We start from the raw sequence: 18,337 nt of genomic DNA, 5'->3' as shown, positions 1-18,337 counted from the left end.
GCTACCCCTTACTTAGCTTTACGAGCTTTTTTCGGTGCACGCTTAGCTGGCTTCTCAGCTTCTTGTTTCAGTGGAAGACCACCGATAACTTCGCCTTTGAAGATCCAAACTTTAACACCGATGATGCCGTAAGTAGTTAAAGCTTCTGAAGTTGCGTAATCGATATCAGCACGTAGAGTGTGTAGAGGTACACGACCTTCACGGTACCACTCAGAACGTGCGATTTCAGCGCCGCCTAAACGACCGCTAACTTCAACCTTAATACCTTTAGCGCCTAGACGCATTGCGTTTTGTACCGCGCGCTTCATAGCACGACGGAACATTACACGGCGCTCAAGCTGTGAAGAGATGCTGTCAGCTACAAGCTGTGCGTCTAACTCTGGCTTACGAACTTCAGAAATATTGATCTGAGCCGGAACACCTGCAAGTTTAGTCACTGCTTGACGTAGCTTCTCAACGTCTTCGCCTTTTTTACCGATAACAACACCAGGACGAGCTGTGTGGATTGTTACACGGATTGATTTCGCTGGACGTTCGATAACGATTTTAGACACAGAAGCCGCTTTTAATTCCTTTGTAAGGAAAGTACGAACTTTGTGATCGCCAAATAGCGTCTCAGAGTAGTCTTTTGTATTCGCGTACCAAGTAGATACCCAAGGTTTTGAGATACCTAGGCGAATACCAGTAGGGTGTACTTTTTGTCCCATTAGTTAATCTCCTAGTTATCTGAAACCACAACAGTGATGTGGCTAGTACGCTTAAGGATGCGATCCGCACGACCTTTAGCACGTGGACGAATACGTTTCATTGTAGGACCTTCGTCTACAAAAACTTTCGCCACTTTAAGCTCATCAATGTCAGCACCTTCGTTATGCTCTGCATTCGCAATAGCAGACTCTAGTACTTTCTTAACTAAAACAGCCGCTGATTTCGGGCTGTACGCCAGTATTTCTAGCGCGCGATCAACAGGTAGTCCACGGACTTGATCTGCAACTAAACGTGCTTTTTGCGCTGAACCAGAGGCGAATTTGTGTTTAGCTAATGCTTCCATCATATTCCCCTATTAACGCTTTTTAGCTTTCTTATCAGCAGCGTGGCCGCGATAAGTACGTGTAGGTGCAAATTCACCTAGTTTGTGACCGATCATTTCGTCCGAAACAAATACAGGGACGTGCTGACGACCATTATGGACAGCGATGGTCAATCCGATCATATTAGGGATGATCATTGAACGACGGCTCCAAGTCTTTATAGGCTTCTTGTCACCGCTTTCCAACGCCTTCTCTACCTTCTTCAGCAAGTGTAGGTCAATAAAAGGACCCTTCTTGAGAGAACGTGGCATGGCAATTCCTCAACTATTACTTAGTACGACGACGTACGATAAATTTATCAGTACGCTTGTTCTTACGTGTCTTAGCACCTTTGGTAGGCTTACCCCATGGAGACACAGGATGACGACCACCAGAAGTACGACCTTCACCACCACCGTGTGGGTGGTCTACTGGGTTCATGGCAACACCACGAACTGTAGGACGAACACCACGCCAACGGTTAGCACCAGCTTTACCTAGTGAACGAAGCATGTGTTCTGCGTTACCTACTTCACCTAAAGTTGCGCGACAATCCGCTTCAACTTTACGCATCTCGCCTGAACGTAGACGAAGTGTTACGTACTGACCTTCACGAGCAAGGATCTGAACGTATGCACCCGCTGAACGAGCGATTTGAGCACCTTTACCAGGCTTAAGCTCAACGTTGTGAACAGTAGAACCTACAGGCATGTTACGCATTGGCAATGTGTTACCAACCTTGATTGGTGCATCAACACCAGATTGGATTGAATCACCAGCTTTAAGGCCTTTAGGTGCGATGATGTAACGACGCTCACCGTCTGCATATAATACAAGAGCGATGTTTGCGCTACGGTTTGGATCGTATTCTAAACGCTCAACTTTAGCCGGAATACCGTCTTTAGTGCGTTTGAAATCGATTACACGGTAATGATGCTTATGACCACCACCAATGTGACGAACCGTGATACGACCGTTGTTGTTACGACCACCTGATTTAGAGTTTTTCTCTAGTAGCGGAGCGTATGGCTTACCCTTGTGTAGATCAGGGTTTACCACTTTAACGACGTGACGACGACCCGCAGAAGTTGGTTTACACTTTTGAAGTGCCATAATTCTAACTCCTTAAATTACTCGGCGCCGCCGACAAAGTCTAATTCGCTGCCTTCTTTAAGAGTAACGTAAGCTTTTTTCCAATCAGAACGCTGACCGAAACGCATACCAGTGCGCTTTTTCTTACCCTTAACAACAAGCGAACGAACACCCGTTACTTCAACTTCGAAAAGTTTTTCTACAGCTGCTTTAATTTCAGCTTTAGTTGCATCTTTAGCTACTTTGAACACGATAGTGTTGTTAGCTTCAGCATTGATAGTACTTTTCTCAGAGATGTGCGGAGCACGTAGAACTTTTAATAAACGTTCTTCAGAGATCATGCTAATGCCTCCTCAAGTTGCTTAACAGCTGCAGCTGTAATAAGAACCTTATCGAAAGCAATTAAGCTTACTGGGTCAATGCCCGCAACGTCACGTACGTCTACTTTATATAGGTTACGTGCAGATAAGAATAGGTTCTCATCAACTTCTTCAGTTACGATTAGAACATCTTTAAGCTCTAGCTCTTTAAGCTTGCTTACTAGTTCTTTAGTCTTTGGTGCTTCTAGACCAAAGTTTTCAACAACTACTAAACGCTCTTGACGAACTAGTTCAGATAGGATGCTTTGAATCGCACCGCGATACATCTTACGGTTAACTTTTTGGCTGTGATCTTGCGGCTTAGCTGCAAAGCTCACACCACCGCTGCGCCAGATTGGGCTGCGGATTGTACCAGCACGTGCACGGCCAGTACCTTTTTGACGAAATGGTTTCTTACCGCCACCACTTACTTCAGAACGTGTCTTCTGAGCTTTAGTACCTTGACGAGCACCTGCTGCGTAAGCAACAACTACTTGGTGTACTAATGCTTCGTTAAACTCACGACCAAAAGTAGCTTCGGAAACCTCAAGAGCGCCTGATGCGTCTTTTAACGTTAATTCCATCACTAAATCTCCAGGACTTAAGCTTTAACAGCTGGTTTAACGATTACGTCGCCATTTACTGCGCCAGGTACTGCACCTTTAACAAGTAATAGACCACGTTCTGCGTCAACACGAACAACTTCTAGGTTTTGAGTCGTTACACGCTCAGCACCCATGTGACCGGCCATTTTCTTACCTTTAAATACTTTACCAGGTGATTGGTTTTGACCAATTGAACCCGGAGCACGGTGAGATAATGAGTTACCGTGAGTAGCGTCTTGCATGCTGAAGTTCCAGCGCTTAACACCACCTTGGAAGCCTTTACCTTTAGAAGTACCAGTTACGTCAACTTTCTTAACGTCGTTGAATACTTCAACAGTAATTTCGTTACCAACTTCGAAGTCACCTTCGTCGCCAGATAGACGGAATTCCCACAGACCACGACCAGCCTCAACACCAGCTTTAGCGAAGTGACCCGCTTCTGGTTTGTTTACACGGCTAGCTTTCTTCTCGCCTGCAGTCACTTGAAGCGCGTTATAACCGTCAGTAGCTTCAGATTTAACCTGAGTTACACGGTTTGGCGTCGCTTCGATAACGGTTACTGGGATTGAAACGCCATCTTCAGTGAAGATACGAGTCATGCCCACTTTACGACCGATTAGACCTAATGCCATTTTCCTAAAACCTCTCTAATCTTCCGATTAACCCAGGCTGATTTGAACATCAACACCAGCAGCAAGGTCTAAACGCATTAGTGCGTCTACAGTCTTGTCAGTTGGCTCTACGATGTCGATCAGACGTTTGTGGGTGCGGATTTCGTACTGATCACGCGCGTCTTTGTTAACGTGCGGAGAAACAAGTACAGTGAAACGCTCTTTGCGTGTAGGAAGTGGGATTGGACCACGAACCTGTGCACCAGTGCGCTTAGCAGTTTCCACGATTTCCAAAGTTGATTGGTCAATCAAACGATGGTCAAAAGCTTTTAGGCGAATACGAATGCGTTGATTAGACATTCAATTAAACCTCAATAAAAAGAGCATTTTAAAAAGAGCATAAAAAAACCGTCAACTCATCCAAAAAATTGGAAAGCGACAATCTTCTTATATCTTACCTTTGAACTCCAAATCGGAGTTCCTGTTCATGGGCTTGAAATCCAAGCCTCTATATTTAACTTTCAAAGTTTGCAAGAGAACCCACAATTTTGAAAGTTTGCGTATTATAGTGATGTTGATGATAAATGCAACAGTTTTTTTGGGGCAGAGTGATGATAAATGATTTAGGATTTAGGATTTAGGATTTAGGATTTAGGATTTAGGATTTAGGATTTAGCAGATATTCTGAAGTCTGGAATCTTAACACTCAAGTCTCTTTGTGGGGAAAATAAAATGGGGGGTGGATAAATCCCCCATTTGGTCCAAAGAAAATCGCAATGTTAAATATCAATGCGATGAGCCTAGACTACTGACTGAGCGCCCTATTCTCTAGACTAAAGTGATAATACGAACAGATTTGGTGATAAACGGCGAAACTATTACAATTTGACATGAAATTCTTATCTATCATTAAGATAAGATTGCTCATTTGTAACGAATAGCCACAAGACAAATTGTTCTTACATTTTTCTATCAAGAACTTTAGCTTGAGATAATATCCGGAAAGCCTAATTACTTATAAACTAAAACAAAAAAATAGGAGCCTAAGGCTCCTATTTTTCGCTATGCTAATCTCTATTAGAACGCAATAGAGTAGTTTGCATATACAACACGACCAATGATGTCATGGAATGAATCATTGAAACCATCACGTAGCTCATCATTTAAGTCAGCAATGTTATCAGTTAAGTTACGAGCACCTACTGTAAGCTTGCCATACTGATCCGTAGTGTATGATGCAGATAGATCAATAGTGTTCCAGCTTGAGAAGTCTTGACGCTCGATATTTGCTAATTCATCTTCAGGTGATTCACCTTTAAATGCTGCTGTATAACGATATGTAAGATTTGCGTCAAAATCACCTATGCTATAACCGAAACCAGTGTTGAAACGGTACTCAGGAGTATCTTGATAACCAACTTCATCAAAACGAGGGGCAGTCGGTGTATCTTGTGTTTCATACTCTAGGGTATATGAACCTTCAAAGCTGTAGCGAAGTTCACCAAAGTCACCTAGGTCAAATCGACTTTTAACACTTAAATCAATACCACTTGTAGTAATACCCGCCATGTTAATCGAGCTAGTGTTAACATTTGTCAAAGTACCATCAGCATCACGTGTAATATTAATACGGTTAGGATCAAAATTATCAAGTAAACCAGCAGCTTCTAAATCAACAACTGATTGTGCGCTAAGAAACTGTACCTGCTCATTGATTTCAATGTTGTAGTAATCCACTGTCATTGATGTACCATCAAAAATATCCCAAACTAAACCTATTGAGTACTGATCAGATTCTTCAGGATTTAGCCCCTCATTACCAGCGCTACGACGTTCAATCTGTTGAGGCTCACACACGTCTGCATCTTCACGATCAGGTGGCGGAAGAGCTTGACAGCGAGTGGTATCAATTACGCGGTTGAAGCTTAACGCTTCGTCACCAAGTAAATCATCTAAGCTTGGCGCTCGGAAGCCTTGACCATAAGACGCGCGAAGAACTAGGTTATCAAGCGCTTGATAACGCGCGTTTATCGCTGATGATAATTTACCTTTATCTGGCACGCTATATTGGTCGTAACGTGTTGCAAGTTTAAGGGTTAAGCTTTCCAACACAGGTAGGTCTACTTCAGCAAATGCCGCTTTATAGCTTCGCTCACCTGCACTATCACCACCAAACGCACCCAATACATCACCATTTGCTGTCTGACGATCCATTTTATCTACATATGTATCATCACGATATTCAGCACCCACAGAGTAAGCAAGTGTGCCGCCGCCAAGCTCAAGATTTGTATCAGATGCCCAACTAATCAATGCCGCTTTTGATACAGTTTCTGCTTCACGCGTGAATGTATGCTGGAAACTAGCCATATCATCTGCTGAAGCATTACCACCAAGAGCAAACGGATTCCAAAGACCTTCATTTACAGCTTCTCTAAATTTATCTTCAAAAACGTAGTGCTCAGTTTTGATATTAACTTTTTGCGTACTGTGTTGTAGATCAACCTTAAGTGAACCCATATCAGTGTTGTAAGTTAGTGACGTTGAGAAGTCTAACACGTTACTATCAAACGTAGTTTCACGGTCAGCAGCACCAACCATGCGAGTCCAGTATTCGATACGCTGCGGGTTTGCAGTACCGAAAGTAGGGTTGTTCGGATTGTCTGCTTCCATATAAAATGGATCATTACCAAAGCCTGTATTAATACTGGTTGATGCTGTTTCAGAGCTGTCAAAAAGTACCATTACTTGTGAATCCCAGACTAGGTTATCAGTAATGTCATAACCTAAATGACCAAAGATTGAATCTTTCTTACGGTCAGGTAAAAAATCTTTCCCATCTAGGTAATTGAAGCCGCATCGCTTATCGTCTTCACCACGATCCACAATCATATCTGCAGGACAATCTGGACCAGGCATACGCGCACCAATAGCATTACCTTCGTCATCCACAGGGCGATACGTACCATATGGAGAATAAATAGTTGAACGGTTGTAACCAGTTTCCCAATCAGCTTCTAATTGAGGTCGGCCACTGCCACCACCAGCTAAACCTTCCCACTGCTTATGCTCCATAACAACTGTTGAGCGAGCTCGCTCACCTTGCGAACCGAATGTAAGTGAAACGCCTGCTTCATCACGTTGACCACGTGTTGGGTTTGCAAATGAACCTTTAACTAATAACCCTTCAAAGTCTTTTTTAAGGACAATATTAATTACGCCACCAATTGCATCTGAACCATAAATAGCCGATGCGCCATCGCGTAGAATATCGATACGTTCAACAGCTTCAATTGGCACAAAGTTCAGGTTCGTACTTGTACCACCGAATGTTGCAGAAGGTGCGATGCGACGACCATTGATAAGTGTTAGTGTTCTGGCCGAGCCTAAACCACGCATACCTGAACTTGAGTGGTTTTGTGCCGAACTACCGCCCGCACTTACAAAGCTACCTTGTGTGTTATACGGCATTTGCGCAATAACTGCTGATAAATCAGTTAAGCCTGTTGCTGCAATATCTGCTGATGTAAGGGTTGTAACAGGAAGTGCCGATTCCATATCTGTTCTTTGTATACGTGAACCTGTTACTTCAATTCGTTCTACTTCTTCTGATGATGCGTTTTCTTCTGCTGCATTTACTGAAAAGTTGATAGACGATAGTAGTGCCGAGGTAATAGCTACCTTTAACACCGACTTGTTAAATTTTTTCATTTATTTTATCTCCCTGGAATAATATTGCGCTAAACTAGTTAAACGCAGACCTCAACCTAATTACATTAAGCAGGTATTTCCATTTGTATTATTCAAGAGGATCTAATTTGAGGATAAGCGGCGAGAGTTGAATTCAAAAACTATAAACCTGAAATATAAAGAAACACGTATTAACTTTCTGTTGATTAATATTTAAAGATTCACACCAGCAATACTTGAAATAGTAAATTAATCCCTTAATTTAAGACATAAAAAAGCCAACGACAATGTCGCTGGCTTTGAGTTACTAAACTACTAATTAAAATGAATATTTAACGCCGAGTGTAAATACTCGTCCATCAAGTGAATATAAATCTCGTGAAGTTGCTGCAGAGTCCTGCACCCAACCACCTACAGTATCAATTGCCGGATCTTCGTCTGTTAAGTTACGTACACCAAAAGCAAGGTCTAACCCATCCATCGCAGAATAAATAGCATTAATTGAATGAGTATCCCACGCTTCAAACTTACCGCCTGTGTCCGAGTCTGTTTCAGCAATCCACTGGTACATATAATTCACGCGTAAGTCGCCAATTTCATATAAGAAATTGAAATTAGCACGATTTGCTGGATAACCTTGTGTACCTGGTTGATCAAATAATACACCTAAGATTTCTTCTTCATAAGTTGCAATATGAGACCATTGTAGTTCAGGTCTAAAATCACCAAAGCTGGTTTCATGCAAATACTGGATCTTTAAATCAACACCTTCAACAGTTCGTGATGCAAGGTTAGCAACAGGATTAATTAGGCCACAATCTGGGTATTTTTTAACTGCGCATCGCGTTATCGCTCCTGGTATACCATTTTGCGAAGGAGCACGATTAACAATTACACCTGCAGGAAGATTGTTCGCTTGCTCAAGCTCAAATACATCTTTAAATTCAATTTGAGTAACAACATCTTCAAGCTCAACACTATAGTAATCAGCTGTAATTAAGAAGTTATCTACCGGTTCTAAAATGATACCAAAGTTATATGATTCTGAAGTTTCAGCTTTCAAGTCTGGGTTGCCCGCTGAATATGTCTCTTGCTGACCTGCTGGGCAATCTTTATCTGCGATACCTTGTGCACGACAACGAGTCGTATCAACGATACCATCAAAACTCTGTTGTGGTTGCGCATATAAATCCGTTAGATTTGGTGCTTTAAAACCTTGACCATATGAAGCTCGTAATTTAAGCCAGTCAGTCGCAACATAAGATGCTGAAATTGATGGTGAGACTTCTGAGCCAAAATCATCATAGTCATCATAACGCACCGCCATATTAATATCTAAACCTTCAATAATCGGTACATAAAGTTCGCCAAATACTGCGGAACGTTTACGCTCACCAGCCGCGCTGTTACCTGATGAACCTAATACATTGCGTGCTTCGCGATATGCATCATAAATATCTTTATAATCTTCACTTACATATTCTGCACCAGCAGACCATTGAAGCCCGTCGCCACCTAATCCAAGTTCAATATCCGTTGAACCATTCAACACAACTTGGAATGAAGATGTTTCATTGCCTAGGTCACGAGATAGCGTAGCGTTACTATTTGCAATAGCAGCTTTATGCTCAGAATCTTCAGAATATGGGTCTAAGTAATTATATGCCCCACTAGCCACTAACGCTTCTATGTTAGATTTTAGAATGTAATTTTCGCCTCGGCTATTCGCATCGTATCGGTATTTACGGAAACTAACATCATATTCAATATCAGTTGAGCCTATAACACCATTAAAGCCAAGTACTGCATCAATTTCAGTCGCATCAATGCTATCGTTTCGAGTTCCGTGGCCTTTAAATCGGTGATAAAGAATAAAGTTTTCACCTACTGGATTAATAGGTGCGTCTGCCGAAACAGAGAAACCACCAATGGCTGGTGCAAAACGACCATATGACTCAACTTTAGAAATTCGACTCTCAAAATAGATCTGATGGTCATCACCAAGCTCTCTTCTAGCATCAACAAACGTAGAAAAGCGCTCAACATCCATTGTGTTATACGACACTTCACTAAAGATATAGCCACAACCTTCACCAGCGTAACCGAAAGGGTCGCGAACTAGTAACGAGGTATCATCATTACACGGGCCTACAGCGAAACCTTCTGTAAAGTCTAAATCAAAGCCGGTATTACCCCCAGCATTTGCACCGGTAATATCGATACCATCACGCGGGATACCAGTGCCAGTTTGCACAAAACCTGTATAGTCACGATCTTTATCTGCGATATGATCTTTCTTCGAATACTCAAACGAGAAAAGAACGCTTGAAACATCACTTGAAGTACCTGTAGTGATCTTGAAAGATTCTCTATCACCACCGTCTTGACTAGGAATATCACTGTTGTATTCAACAACTGTGCCATCGAAGTTTTTCTTCATAATGATGTTAATAACACCACCAATCGCATCCGCACCATAAACAGCAGATGCACTATCTGTAAGAATTTGAATACTTTCAACCGCAGACATTGGGATTGTGTTGATATCAACCGCCGAACTGCCAGTGAAAGCATTGCCCGGCACACGGCGACCATTTATTAGTACAGCAGTACGATCTTCACCTAAACCTCTAAGGTTAACTAGCGCGGCACCGCCAAAACTGCTACCCGATTGTTCGCGGTAAGAACCTAACGTGTTAAATGATGTATTTCGTAAAACGTCAGCTACACTATCAAAACCTTGTTCTTTAATAGATTCTGCTGAAATTACTGTGACTGGTGTGGCTGTTTCAAGGTCTGAACGTTTAATACGTGAACCTGTAATTTCAATACGCTCTACGTCTTCAGCTGAACGTTCTTCAGCTGCATTTGCATTTAAGTTAACCCCTGTTAACAACGCGGATGTCATTGCTATTTTTAGCGCTGACTTTTTAAATGTATTCATTATTATAATCTCCCTGGAAAAATTGCGCGACTTAGTCAAACGCAAATTGCAACCTAATTACATTGGAAGACTATTGCTATTTATATTACTTTAAAGGAATGAAGTAAGTGGTAAACGGCTCAAGGTTAGTTATAAAGCCATAAGCCGGAAACAAAAAGATACAAATATTTACTTTCTAGTGTTCTGTATATAGAAAAAGTTGGGGCTGCTCTTGCTGAATGAAGCTCTTTAGCATTTACTGCCCACGCGTAATCTCTGGTTTGTTCAACCGCTTAAGTGTATTTTGCGCAACTTCTTCATCACGCTTAATTTGCTCAATTGTACGACACACTTTAGTTTTTCGATTGCTACCTGTGCGAGACATTATTTCACATCTCACTCCATTAACGTCGTTATCAGCTTGTTTTTTCTGTACACTAGCAACTTGATCTCGCTTAAACATATCTTGTGACGATTCACAACCAACTATAAATAACAGTGAAACACTCAAAATTATTAGAGATTTATACATTTTATTGTCCTTAAATAAAAAAGGGGTGATTAAACACCCCTACCAGGGTTATAGTCCGTTAAAAGCTAACAACAGCACGTAAGTACATATAACGGCCAATAATATCGTAAGTTGCTACGTCAGTATTTGCACCGAATGCCGAGAATACGAATGGCGGTTCTTCATCAAATAAGTTATCAATACCAGCAGTAACTGTTAAGTGATCTGTCACTAAATAACTACCCTGTAAATCAACGACTACATTTGATTCTACACTGCGATCAAACGGGTCTGTCCACCAACCATTTTCTGTTTCAGTAACGCCATCAATGTAACGCGTGGTAAGTGTTGCATCCCAATCATCTTTTGACCAACCCACTGTAAAGTTAGTTTTTAACTCTGCAAAGTGACCATCATGATTTACTTCAAAGCGGCCAACATGATCAATTGTTTCAGATGCTAAGTGCTTATCGTATTCAAGTAAGTAAGTACCATCTAGAGACAGGCGCCATTCACCAAAGTTCGAATCAAAAGTATAACGAATATCAAAGTCAATACCTGCAGTATCGATACCACCTACGTTTACCGCATAATCATCTACCGTAATAATACCGCCATATGCAGCACTGTCTGCGCCAAATCGAGTAATACGGTCACAGTATTCACCTCGCTCGAAACATCCTGTTAAAGTACTTTGAGTACCTACTGTAGATAGCGCATTATCAAGTTGAATTTCCCAGTAATCGACACTGAAAGATAGATTCTCAACAAAGTCTGGTGTGTAAACCATGCCTACAGTTAAAACATCAGCTTCTTCAGGCTCTAACTCAATCGAACCGCCCCAGTTTTCTGCACCACCGGTGTTTGATGGAATTTGCTCAACACCATCTGAATCATATCCATTCGCAGGAACACCTGTTGCAATACAATTTGCAAAATTCGGTGAGTTTTTCACTGCTTCATATGCTGCATCTGACCCATACGTGTTCGCATCACATGGATCTGCAGCCTCTGGGAAGCCTATAGCTGCGCCGCCTACTAAGTCATCAATTGTTGGTGCTCGAAATGCAGTTGAAACAGTCGAACGAAGTAACAACGCATCTGTAGGCATCCATTTAAGACCAATTTTACCCGATGTATTGTCTCCAAAAGAACTATAATCCGAATAACGGAATGCTGCGCTTAACTCGAGCATGTGAGCAAATGGTGCGTCGTCCAAAATTGGCACAATCGCTTCACCAAACACTTCTTGTACATCATATCCACCTTCCGTACTTACTGCGTTTCCAGCTGTAGTTGTACCTTGAAGGATTAGCGAATCAGGCTTGTAATATCCTGATTCTTTACGGTATTCATATCCCGCTGCAAACCCTACAGGGCCCGCTGGTAAATCAAATAAGTCACCAGAAATAATAGCAGAAAGAGTCTCTTGGCGGTTTTGACCTAACTCTGTTGTGTTATAGTCTCCCGAAATATACTGTAACATTTCAGGTGTAATTGCAGTATCAGTACCAGGTTGGCCAAATATGTTAAGTGGAACACACCCATCAATTACAGCACCTTCAGCATTCAAACATACAAGCTGAGCGCCATTCGCAGCATCTACAATTGCGTTACCGTCAGCATCGGTAATAAGTGACCCGTTTGCATCTAACCAACCTGTTGGACCTGCAGCATCACCTACTCGAGCTAGGTTGAAATAGCCTTCAGCACGCTCTGTTGCGTCACTTTGACCGAAATTATACGAGATCTCCCAATCCCAGCCATTTTCAAATACACCATTAAAACCTACTACAGTTCTAAATGTCTTGTAATCTCGTTCATTTTTACGACCGCCCGTTTCTAGCATACGGCGACGCCAATCATCTATCTGGAATGAATTACCGTCTGGATCTTTCGGACCATATTTTACGTTGTAATAGTTGTCTGGCGAATACGGTGCTGCAGTACCGAAGAAAATAAGTGGTGCTAATGGCTCAGGTGCAATTAAGCGTTTACCGACCGTTTGTACATAACTCATCTCCGCAAATGAGTTTACTTCACCTAAAACACCAAACTCACCTAGCAAGTAGTTTGCAAACACATTCACATATTTACGTTTACTTGGAGTTTGTAGATAATTCACTGGGTTATAGTTATATGAATCTGTCGCCCCATCATAAGGGCGCCAATCACCAAACTCAGGCCCTTGTGTTACATTGCCACCATCGTAACCATCCATATTGCTCCAAGGTGGCGCAGATGAACCGCCTCGCTCAGTGCTACCATCAGCATAGGCACGAAGTTCATACTCTGAAAAACTTCTGTCTCCCTGAAAGGCGTCACCTTGGTCGTTATAACCTAATGACACAACAACATTTCCGCGATCACTCGCTGTACCAAATGTTAAATCAACCCCTTTAGCTTCAGCATCACCTTCGCCACTTTGACCCGCGTTCAGTTTTAGTTCAAACCCTTCATAATCATTTCGCGTGATAATATTCACCACACCCGCGATCGCATCAGAACCGTAAGTAGCAGAAGCACCATCTTTCAAAACTTCTACACGCTTAACTACCGAAGTTGGAATAGTATTAAGGTCAACGGAAGCATTTGCGCCATTACCGCCAGCAACCACACGACGACCATTGATTAACACTAGTGTTCTTTCATCACCTATACCTCGCAATGAGAAACGCGTACTAGAGTCACCGCCATTATTGGTCTGAGTATTGACCGCTGCGCCTGCAGATGAGGTTAAATTTTGCAGTAAGTCGCCAACGTTGTTAACACTCATTTTGCTAATTGCTGCTGCATCTATAGTCGTGACTGGGTTCGCACCTTCCATATCAGTTCGCTTAATACGTGAACCAGTAACTTCAATGCGTTCGACTTGGTTTTCCGCTGCCTCTTCAGCTGCATTAGCTGAAAAAGTAACGCCTGACAGTAGCGCTGTTGATACCGCTACTTTTAAGACTGACTTCTTAAATTGAGCCATATTAGATTCTCCCGGGAAATCTCATGTTATTATATTGTTGCTTTATTGTTTCAATCTAACTTTAACATCGTTTACAAAATAATAACAAGTATATTTAGTTACCACACCGAATACACAAGCGGCGCTAAAATCAATTTAAGCGGATTAAAATGTCGTTTTATTTACAAAAATAAAAATAGTTTCACAAATACTTTACATCGCAAGGGTTACCTACTTAATAACCACTAACATTTTGTTACTCCTTGTTACCCAAAAAGACTAACACCATAGACAAATCAATGACAAAATGCACAGACCTTATAGTTAGAAGGAACTTGCGTAATGAGAAAGTTTAGTCTCGTTATTGCAGACGAAAAAGAAAGCAATAAGTCTGCACTAAAAACATTGTTAAAGGAGCACGAAAACTTTGAAGCAATTGCTTTGGCGTTTGACTGGTCTGAAGCAATCAGCATTGTAAACACAATGCAAGCTGACGTTCTTTTTATTAATCACAACTTGCTGCCTGATTTAGACGCGTTAGAAACATTAGCTCAAGAATGCCCTGACTATACACAGATCGTTTATCTTGGAGAATCAGAAGCTGAGGCAATTTACGCATTCGAACATGATTTTGCTGACTATCTTTTATTCCCATGCGATAGGAATCGATTTAGTAAGTGCATTAAAAAGCTTTCGTCACGACTCAATAACAACAAGCAACTCCCTTTTGAGAATATTCAAAGCTTAATTAATCAATTAAACTCGACTGATCAAACACTTATAGTAAAAGATTCTGGAAGAATTAAGTTGATCGATTGCAACGACATCGTCTGGGTTGGCGGCGCTGGTAACTATGTCGAACTATATTTAGTGAATGAAGAGCGCCCAACACTTCACAGAGAAACACTATCTGCTATGGAAACCAAACTAGCTGATTTAGGGTTTATACGCATTCATCGTAGTGTAATCGTCAGGAAAAAGTGTATTGCCGAACTCAAACCCACCGACAGTGGCGATTATCAGGTTACCTTGCGCAATGGCCATCAACTTAGCCTTTCAAGACGATATAAATCATCAATGACAGGCATCATCTAACAACTACGATATAATTCATGTGATAAGTGTTTGTATGATATAAATAGTTTGTTTGTGCTAGTATGAGTAAATAAAAGATAACTCGTATAAACACTTATCTATGAAATTTATTAAAATCTCACCGATGCTAACCTTAAGCATCTTGCTCTTTGGATGTCAATCAAATGACTTCAACACAGAGAGTAAAATTATTACCATTACTGATGCAGAAACTAAACTTCAGAAAGCTATTGAAGATAAATCATGTGATGCAAGCTATCAATGCCGTGTAATTTCTTATGGCGAACGCGCATGCGGTGGCCCAAGTCGCTTTGATATCTATTCAATTAAGACGAGCAAACAAGAAGACATTGAATTCTTGGCATCTGAAATTACATCCTTTGAACAAGCTTATAATCAAAAAAACAAAGCATTTTCTAGCTGTGAACATAATCCAGCACCTCAAACGCTTTGCTTGAACAAAAAGTGTGAAGTAATAGAAAGAGAATAATACAGCTCCCAAACCTAACGAAATCTTAATTTTTTAGATAAACCAATTACTCTTGATTAGGCACAGTCTATCAAACAGAAAACCCTTTATTTCTAATAAGCTAGTACCTGAAAACAGGTCTACTACGCTTCACAAACTAAGCTCTATTTATAGTTATACTTGTATTCCTTCCACAAATAGCTCATCAAACGATTCTAATGTACTTTAATGCACAAATACCATTAGCTTCGCGGATAGAGAACTTTTATCGACTTTACTTAATTAGACGAATTACAACCGACACGAAGTGTCGCAGTGTAATGAGGTGAGGTCATGGAAGACCGATGGAACCCAGCTTTATTGCTGAATTAAAGCGCTGTAAATTCATTAAACACTCAAACGAAAAAAGCCCGCTCATTGAGCGGGCTTTTTACTTAATTAGGAGCTTGGCGATGTTCTACTTTCACATGGGCGAACCCACACTATCATCGACGCTGTTTCGTTTCACTTCTGAGTTCGGCATGGGGTCAGGTGGTTCCAAAACGCTATAGTCACCAAGCAAATCTGGTTGACTTAAGAGCTTGTCTTAAATCTAAATCTGGAAAGCTTTTTTTAAGTAAATGTCTACTTTAGTATCTTAATCTATTCAACTTCTGCGGGTTATAAACCACTTTGGCGTTGTATGGTTAAGCCTCACGGGTAATTAGTACAGGTTAGCTTAATGGCTCACACCACTTCCACATCCTGCCTATCAACGTTGTAGTCTTCAACGGCCCTTCAGTTAACTCAAGTTAAAGTGAGAACTCATCTCGAGGCTCGCTTCCCGCTTAGATGCTTTCAGCGGTTATCGATTCCGAACGTAGCTACCGGGCAATGCAATTGGCATCACAACCCGAACACCAGCGGTTCGTCCACTCCGGTCCTCTCGTACTAGGAGCAGCCCCTCTCAATTCTCAAACGCCCACGGCAGATAGGGACCGAACTGTCTCACGACGTTCTAAACCCAGCTCGCGTACCACTTTAAATGGCGAACAGCCATACCCTTGGGACCGACTTCAGCCCCAGGATGTGATGAGCCGACATCGAGGTGCCAAACACCGCCGTCGATATGAACTCTTGGGCGGTATCAGCCTGTTATCCCCGGAGTACCTTTTATCCGTTGAGCGATGGCCCTTCCATTCAGAACCACCGGATCACTATGACCTACTTTCGTACCTGCTCGACGTGTCTGTCTCGCAGTTAAGCTTGCTTCTACCATTACACTAACCGTACGATGTCCGACCGTACTTAGCAAACCTTCGTGCTCCTCCGTTACTCTTTGGGAGGAGACCGCCCCAGTCAAACTACCCACCAGGCACTGTCCACAACCCCGATTCAGGGGCCTATGTTAGAACATCAACACTACAAGGGTGGTATTTCAAGGACGGCTCCACACAATCTAGCGACTGTGCTTCAAAGCCTCCCACCTATCCTACACATGTAGGGTCAATGTTCAGTGCCAAGCTGTAGTAAAGGTTCACGGGGTCTTTCCGTCTAGCCGCGGGTACACAGCATCTTCACTGCGATTTCAATTTCACTGAGTCTCGGGTGGAGACAGCGTGGCCATGGTTACACCATTCGTGCAGGTCGGAACTTACCCGACAAGGAATTTCGCTACCTTAGGACCGTTATAGTTACGGCCGCCGTTTACCGGGGCTTCGATCAAGAGCTTCGCCGAAGCTAACCCCATCAATTAACCTTCCGGCACCGGGCAGGTGTCACACCCTATACGTCTTCTTTCGAATTTGCAGAGTGCTGTGTTTTTAATAAACAGTCCCAGCCACCTAGTCACTGCGACTCCCGTCCGCTTAGAGAGCAAGTCTCATCACAGATAGGAGCGTACCTTCTCCCGAAGTTACGGTACAATTTTGCCTAGTTCCTTCACCCGAGTTCTCTCAAGCGCCTTAGTATTCTCTACCTGACCACCTGTGTCGGTTTGGGGTACGATTCGAAATAATCTGAAGCTTAGAGGCTTTTCCTGGAAGTATGGCATCAACAACTTCCACACCGTAGTGTGTCGTCTCGTATCTCAGCCTTAGAAACCCGGATTTGCCTAAGTTTCCAGCCTACATACTTTCACATGGACAACCAACGCCATGCTTGTTTAGCCTGCTCCGTCCCCCCATCGCAATTATTCCAAGTACGGGAATATTAACCCGTTTCCCATCGACTACGCCTTTCGGCCTCGCCTTAGGGGTCGACTCACCCTACCCTGATTAGCATGGGATAGGAACCCTTGGTCTTCCGGCGAGCGGGTTTTTCACCCGCTTTATCGTTACTCATGTCAGCATTCGCACTTCTGATACCTCCAGCATACCTCCCGGTACACCTTCAACAGCTTACAGAACGCTCCCCTACCCCGCGAATAAATTCGCAGCCGCAGCTTCGGTGGTATGTTTAGCCCCGTTACATCTTCCGCGCAGACCGACTCGACCAGTGAGCTATTACGCTTTCTTTAAAGGATGGCTGCTTCTAAGCCAACCTCCTGGCTGTCTGGGCCTTTCCACATCGTTTCCCACTTAACATACACTTTGGGACCTTAGCTGGCGGTCTGGGTTGTTTCCCTCTCCACGACGGACGTTAGCACCCGCCGTGTGTCTCCCGGATATTACTTATTGGTATTCGGAGTTTGCAAAGGGTTGGTAAGTCGGGATGACCCCCTAGCCTTAACAGTGCTCTACCCCCAATAGTATTCGTCCGAGGCTCTACCTAAATAGATTTCGGGGAGAACCAGCTATCTCCCGGTTTGATTAGCCTTTCACTCCTAGCCACAGGTCATCCGCTAGCTTTTCAACGATAGTCGGTTCGGTCCTCCAGTCAGTGTTACCTGACCTTCAACCTGCCCATGGCTAGATCACCGGGTTTCGGGTCTATACCCAGCAACTAAACGCGCAGTTAACGCTCGCTTTCACTACGG

The 18,337-nt window shown here is 42.6% G+C and carries 14 protein-coding genes and 2 rRNA genes (1 of these 16 only partly in view); 2 read left to right on the top strand and 14 right to left on the bottom strand.

Annotated elements, in window-relative coordinates:
• Positions 1-8: 8 nt before the first annotated feature.
• From rpsC to PSPO_RS01155, 12 genes are all read right to left on the bottom strand, one after another.
• The gene (gene rpsC, locus PSPO_RS01210; RefSeq protein WP_010561267.1) at positions 9-707 is read right to left on the bottom strand and encodes a 30S ribosomal protein S3; all 699 of its coding nucleotides are present in this window, start codon (positions 705-707) and stop codon (positions 9-11) included.
• A gap of 11 nt (positions 708-718) precedes the next feature.
• Positions 719-1,051, bottom strand: a complete 333-nt coding sequence (gene rplV / locus PSPO_RS01205; protein WP_010561268.1) for a 50S ribosomal protein L22 — start codon at positions 1,049-1,051, stop codon at positions 719-721.
• 12 nt (positions 1,052-1,063) lie between these two features.
• The gene (gene rpsS, locus PSPO_RS01200) at positions 1,064-1,342 is read right to left on the bottom strand and encodes a 30S ribosomal protein S19 (RefSeq protein ID WP_010561269.1); all 279 of its coding nucleotides are present in this window, start codon (positions 1,340-1,342) and stop codon (positions 1,064-1,066) included.
• Between the two features lie 16 nt (positions 1,343-1,358).
• The gene (gene rplB, locus PSPO_RS01195; protein WP_010561270.1) at positions 1,359-2,183 is read right to left on the bottom strand and encodes a 50S ribosomal protein L2; all 825 of its coding nucleotides are present in this window, start codon (positions 2,181-2,183) and stop codon (positions 1,359-1,361) included.
• Between the two features lie 17 nt (positions 2,184-2,200).
• Entirely contained in the window at positions 2,201-2,503 is a 303-nt protein-coding gene (gene rplW, locus PSPO_RS01190) for a 50S ribosomal protein L23 (protein WP_010561271.1), read from the bottom strand.
• Complete coding sequence (gene rplD / locus PSPO_RS01185) at positions 2,500-3,105, bottom strand: 50S ribosomal protein L4 (RefSeq protein WP_010561272.1); 606 nt, start codon at positions 3,103-3,105, stop codon at positions 2,500-2,502. The genes rplW and rplD overlap by 4 nt, the downstream gene beginning before the upstream one ends.
• A gap of 17 nt (positions 3,106-3,122) precedes the next feature.
• Entirely contained in the window at positions 3,123-3,758 is a 636-nt protein-coding gene (gene rplC, locus PSPO_RS01180) for a 50S ribosomal protein L3 (protein WP_010561273.1), read from the bottom strand.
• A 27-nt stretch (positions 3,759-3,785) separates the two neighbouring features.
• Positions 3,786-4,097, bottom strand: coding sequence for a 30S ribosomal protein S10 (rpsJ, locus tag PSPO_RS01175; RefSeq protein WP_010561274.1), 312 nt, complete (start codon positions 4,095-4,097; stop codon positions 3,786-3,788).
• A gap of 717 nt (positions 4,098-4,814) precedes the next feature.
• Entirely contained in the window at positions 4,815-7,448 is a 2,634-nt protein-coding gene (locus tag PSPO_RS01170) for a TonB-dependent receptor plug domain-containing protein (protein ID WP_010561275.1), read from the bottom strand.
• Between the two features lie 298 nt (positions 7,449-7,746).
• On the bottom strand, positions 7,747-10,371 hold the full coding sequence (locus PSPO_RS01165) for a TonB-dependent receptor plug domain-containing protein (protein ID WP_010561276.1): 2,625 nt from the start codon (positions 10,369-10,371) through the stop codon (positions 7,747-7,749).
• A 235-nt stretch (positions 10,372-10,606) separates the two neighbouring features.
• Positions 10,607-10,882 carry a hypothetical protein gene (locus tag PSPO_RS01160; protein WP_010561277.1) on the bottom strand — a complete coding sequence of 92 codons (276 nt, stop codon included), beginning with the start codon at positions 10,880-10,882 and terminating at the stop codon, positions 10,607-10,609.
• A gap of 58 nt (positions 10,883-10,940) precedes the next feature.
• A complete protein-coding gene (locus PSPO_RS01155) occupies positions 10,941-13,838 on the bottom strand; it encodes a TonB-dependent receptor plug domain-containing protein (protein ID WP_010561278.1) in 2,898 nt (965 codons plus the stop codon).
• A 321-nt stretch (positions 13,839-14,159) separates the two neighbouring features.
• Between PSPO_RS01155 and PSPO_RS01150 the strand changes: the two genes are divergently transcribed.
• On the top strand, positions 14,160-14,912 hold the full coding sequence (locus tag PSPO_RS01150) for a LytR/AlgR family response regulator transcription factor (protein WP_010561279.1): 753 nt from the start codon (positions 14,160-14,162) through the stop codon (positions 14,910-14,912).
• A gap of 100 nt (positions 14,913-15,012) precedes the next feature.
• Complete coding sequence (locus PSPO_RS01145; RefSeq protein ID WP_010561280.1) at positions 15,013-15,402, top strand: hypothetical protein; 390 nt, start codon at positions 15,013-15,015, stop codon at positions 15,400-15,402.
• A 423-nt stretch (positions 15,403-15,825) separates the two neighbouring features.
• Here the strand turns inward: PSPO_RS01145 and rrf are convergent.
• A 5S ribosomal RNA gene (gene rrf, locus PSPO_RS01140) occupies positions 15,826-15,940 on the bottom strand.
• 123 nt (positions 15,941-16,063) lie between these two features.
• Positions 16,064-18,337 (bottom strand): 23S ribosomal RNA (locus PSPO_RS01135) (it continues 607 nt past the right edge of the window).

Origin of the sequence: Pseudoalteromonas spongiae UST010723-006 (assembly GCF_000238255.3) — a bacterium.
Lineage (GTDB): Bacteria > Pseudomonadota > Gammaproteobacteria > Enterobacterales > Alteromonadaceae > Pseudoalteromonas > Pseudoalteromonas spongiae.
This window is presented reverse-complemented; position numbering and strand designations above follow the sequence as displayed.

What these genes read in the sequence shown, in the direction of transcription:
- rpsC (WP_010561267.1), bottom strand. Translation starts at nt 707, where the DNA reads ATGGGACAAAAAGTACACCCTACTGGTATTCGCCTAGGTATCTCAAAA.
- PSPO_RS01160 (WP_010561277.1), bottom strand. Translation starts at nt 10,882, where the DNA reads ATGTATAAATCTCTAATAATTTTGAGTGTTTCACTGTTATTTATAGTT.
- PSPO_RS01150 (WP_010561279.1), top strand. Translation starts at nt 14,160, where the DNA reads ATGAGAAAGTTTAGTCTCGTTATTGCAGACGAAAAAGAAAGCAATAAG.
- rplV (WP_010561268.1), bottom strand. Translation starts at nt 1,051, where the DNA reads ATGGAAGCATTAGCTAAACACAAATTCGCCTCTGGTTCAGCGCAAAAA.
- rplC (WP_010561273.1), bottom strand. Translation starts at nt 3,758, where the DNA reads ATGGCATTAGGTCTAATCGGTCGTAAAGTGGGCATGACTCGTATCTTC.
- rpsS (WP_010561269.1), bottom strand. Translation starts at nt 1,342, where the DNA reads ATGCCACGTTCTCTCAAGAAGGGTCCTTTTATTGACCTACACTTGCTG.
- rpsJ (WP_010561274.1), bottom strand. Translation starts at nt 4,097, where the DNA reads ATGTCTAATCAACGCATTCGTATTCGCCTAAAAGCTTTTGACCATCGT.
- rplD (WP_010561272.1), bottom strand. Translation starts at nt 3,105, where the DNA reads ATGGAATTAACGTTAAAAGACGCATCAGGCGCTCTTGAGGTTTCCGAA.
- PSPO_RS01155 (WP_010561278.1), bottom strand. Translation starts at nt 13,838, where the DNA reads ATGGCTCAATTTAAGAAGTCAGTCTTAAAAGTAGCGGTATCAACAGCG.
- rplB (WP_010561270.1), bottom strand. Translation starts at nt 2,183, where the DNA reads ATGGCACTTCAAAAGTGTAAACCAACTTCTGCGGGTCGTCGTCACGTC.
- rplW (WP_010561271.1), bottom strand. Translation starts at nt 2,503, where the DNA reads ATGATCTCTGAAGAACGTTTATTAAAAGTTCTACGTGCTCCGCACATC.
- PSPO_RS01145 (WP_010561280.1), top strand. Translation starts at nt 15,013, where the DNA reads ATGAAATTTATTAAAATCTCACCGATGCTAACCTTAAGCATCTTGCTC.
- PSPO_RS01170 (WP_010561275.1), bottom strand. Translation starts at nt 7,448, where the DNA reads ATGAAAAAATTTAACAAGTCGGTGTTAAAGGTAGCTATTACCTCGGCA.
- PSPO_RS01165 (WP_010561276.1), bottom strand. Translation starts at nt 10,371, where the DNA reads ATGAATACATTTAAAAAGTCAGCGCTAAAAATAGCAATGACATCCGCG.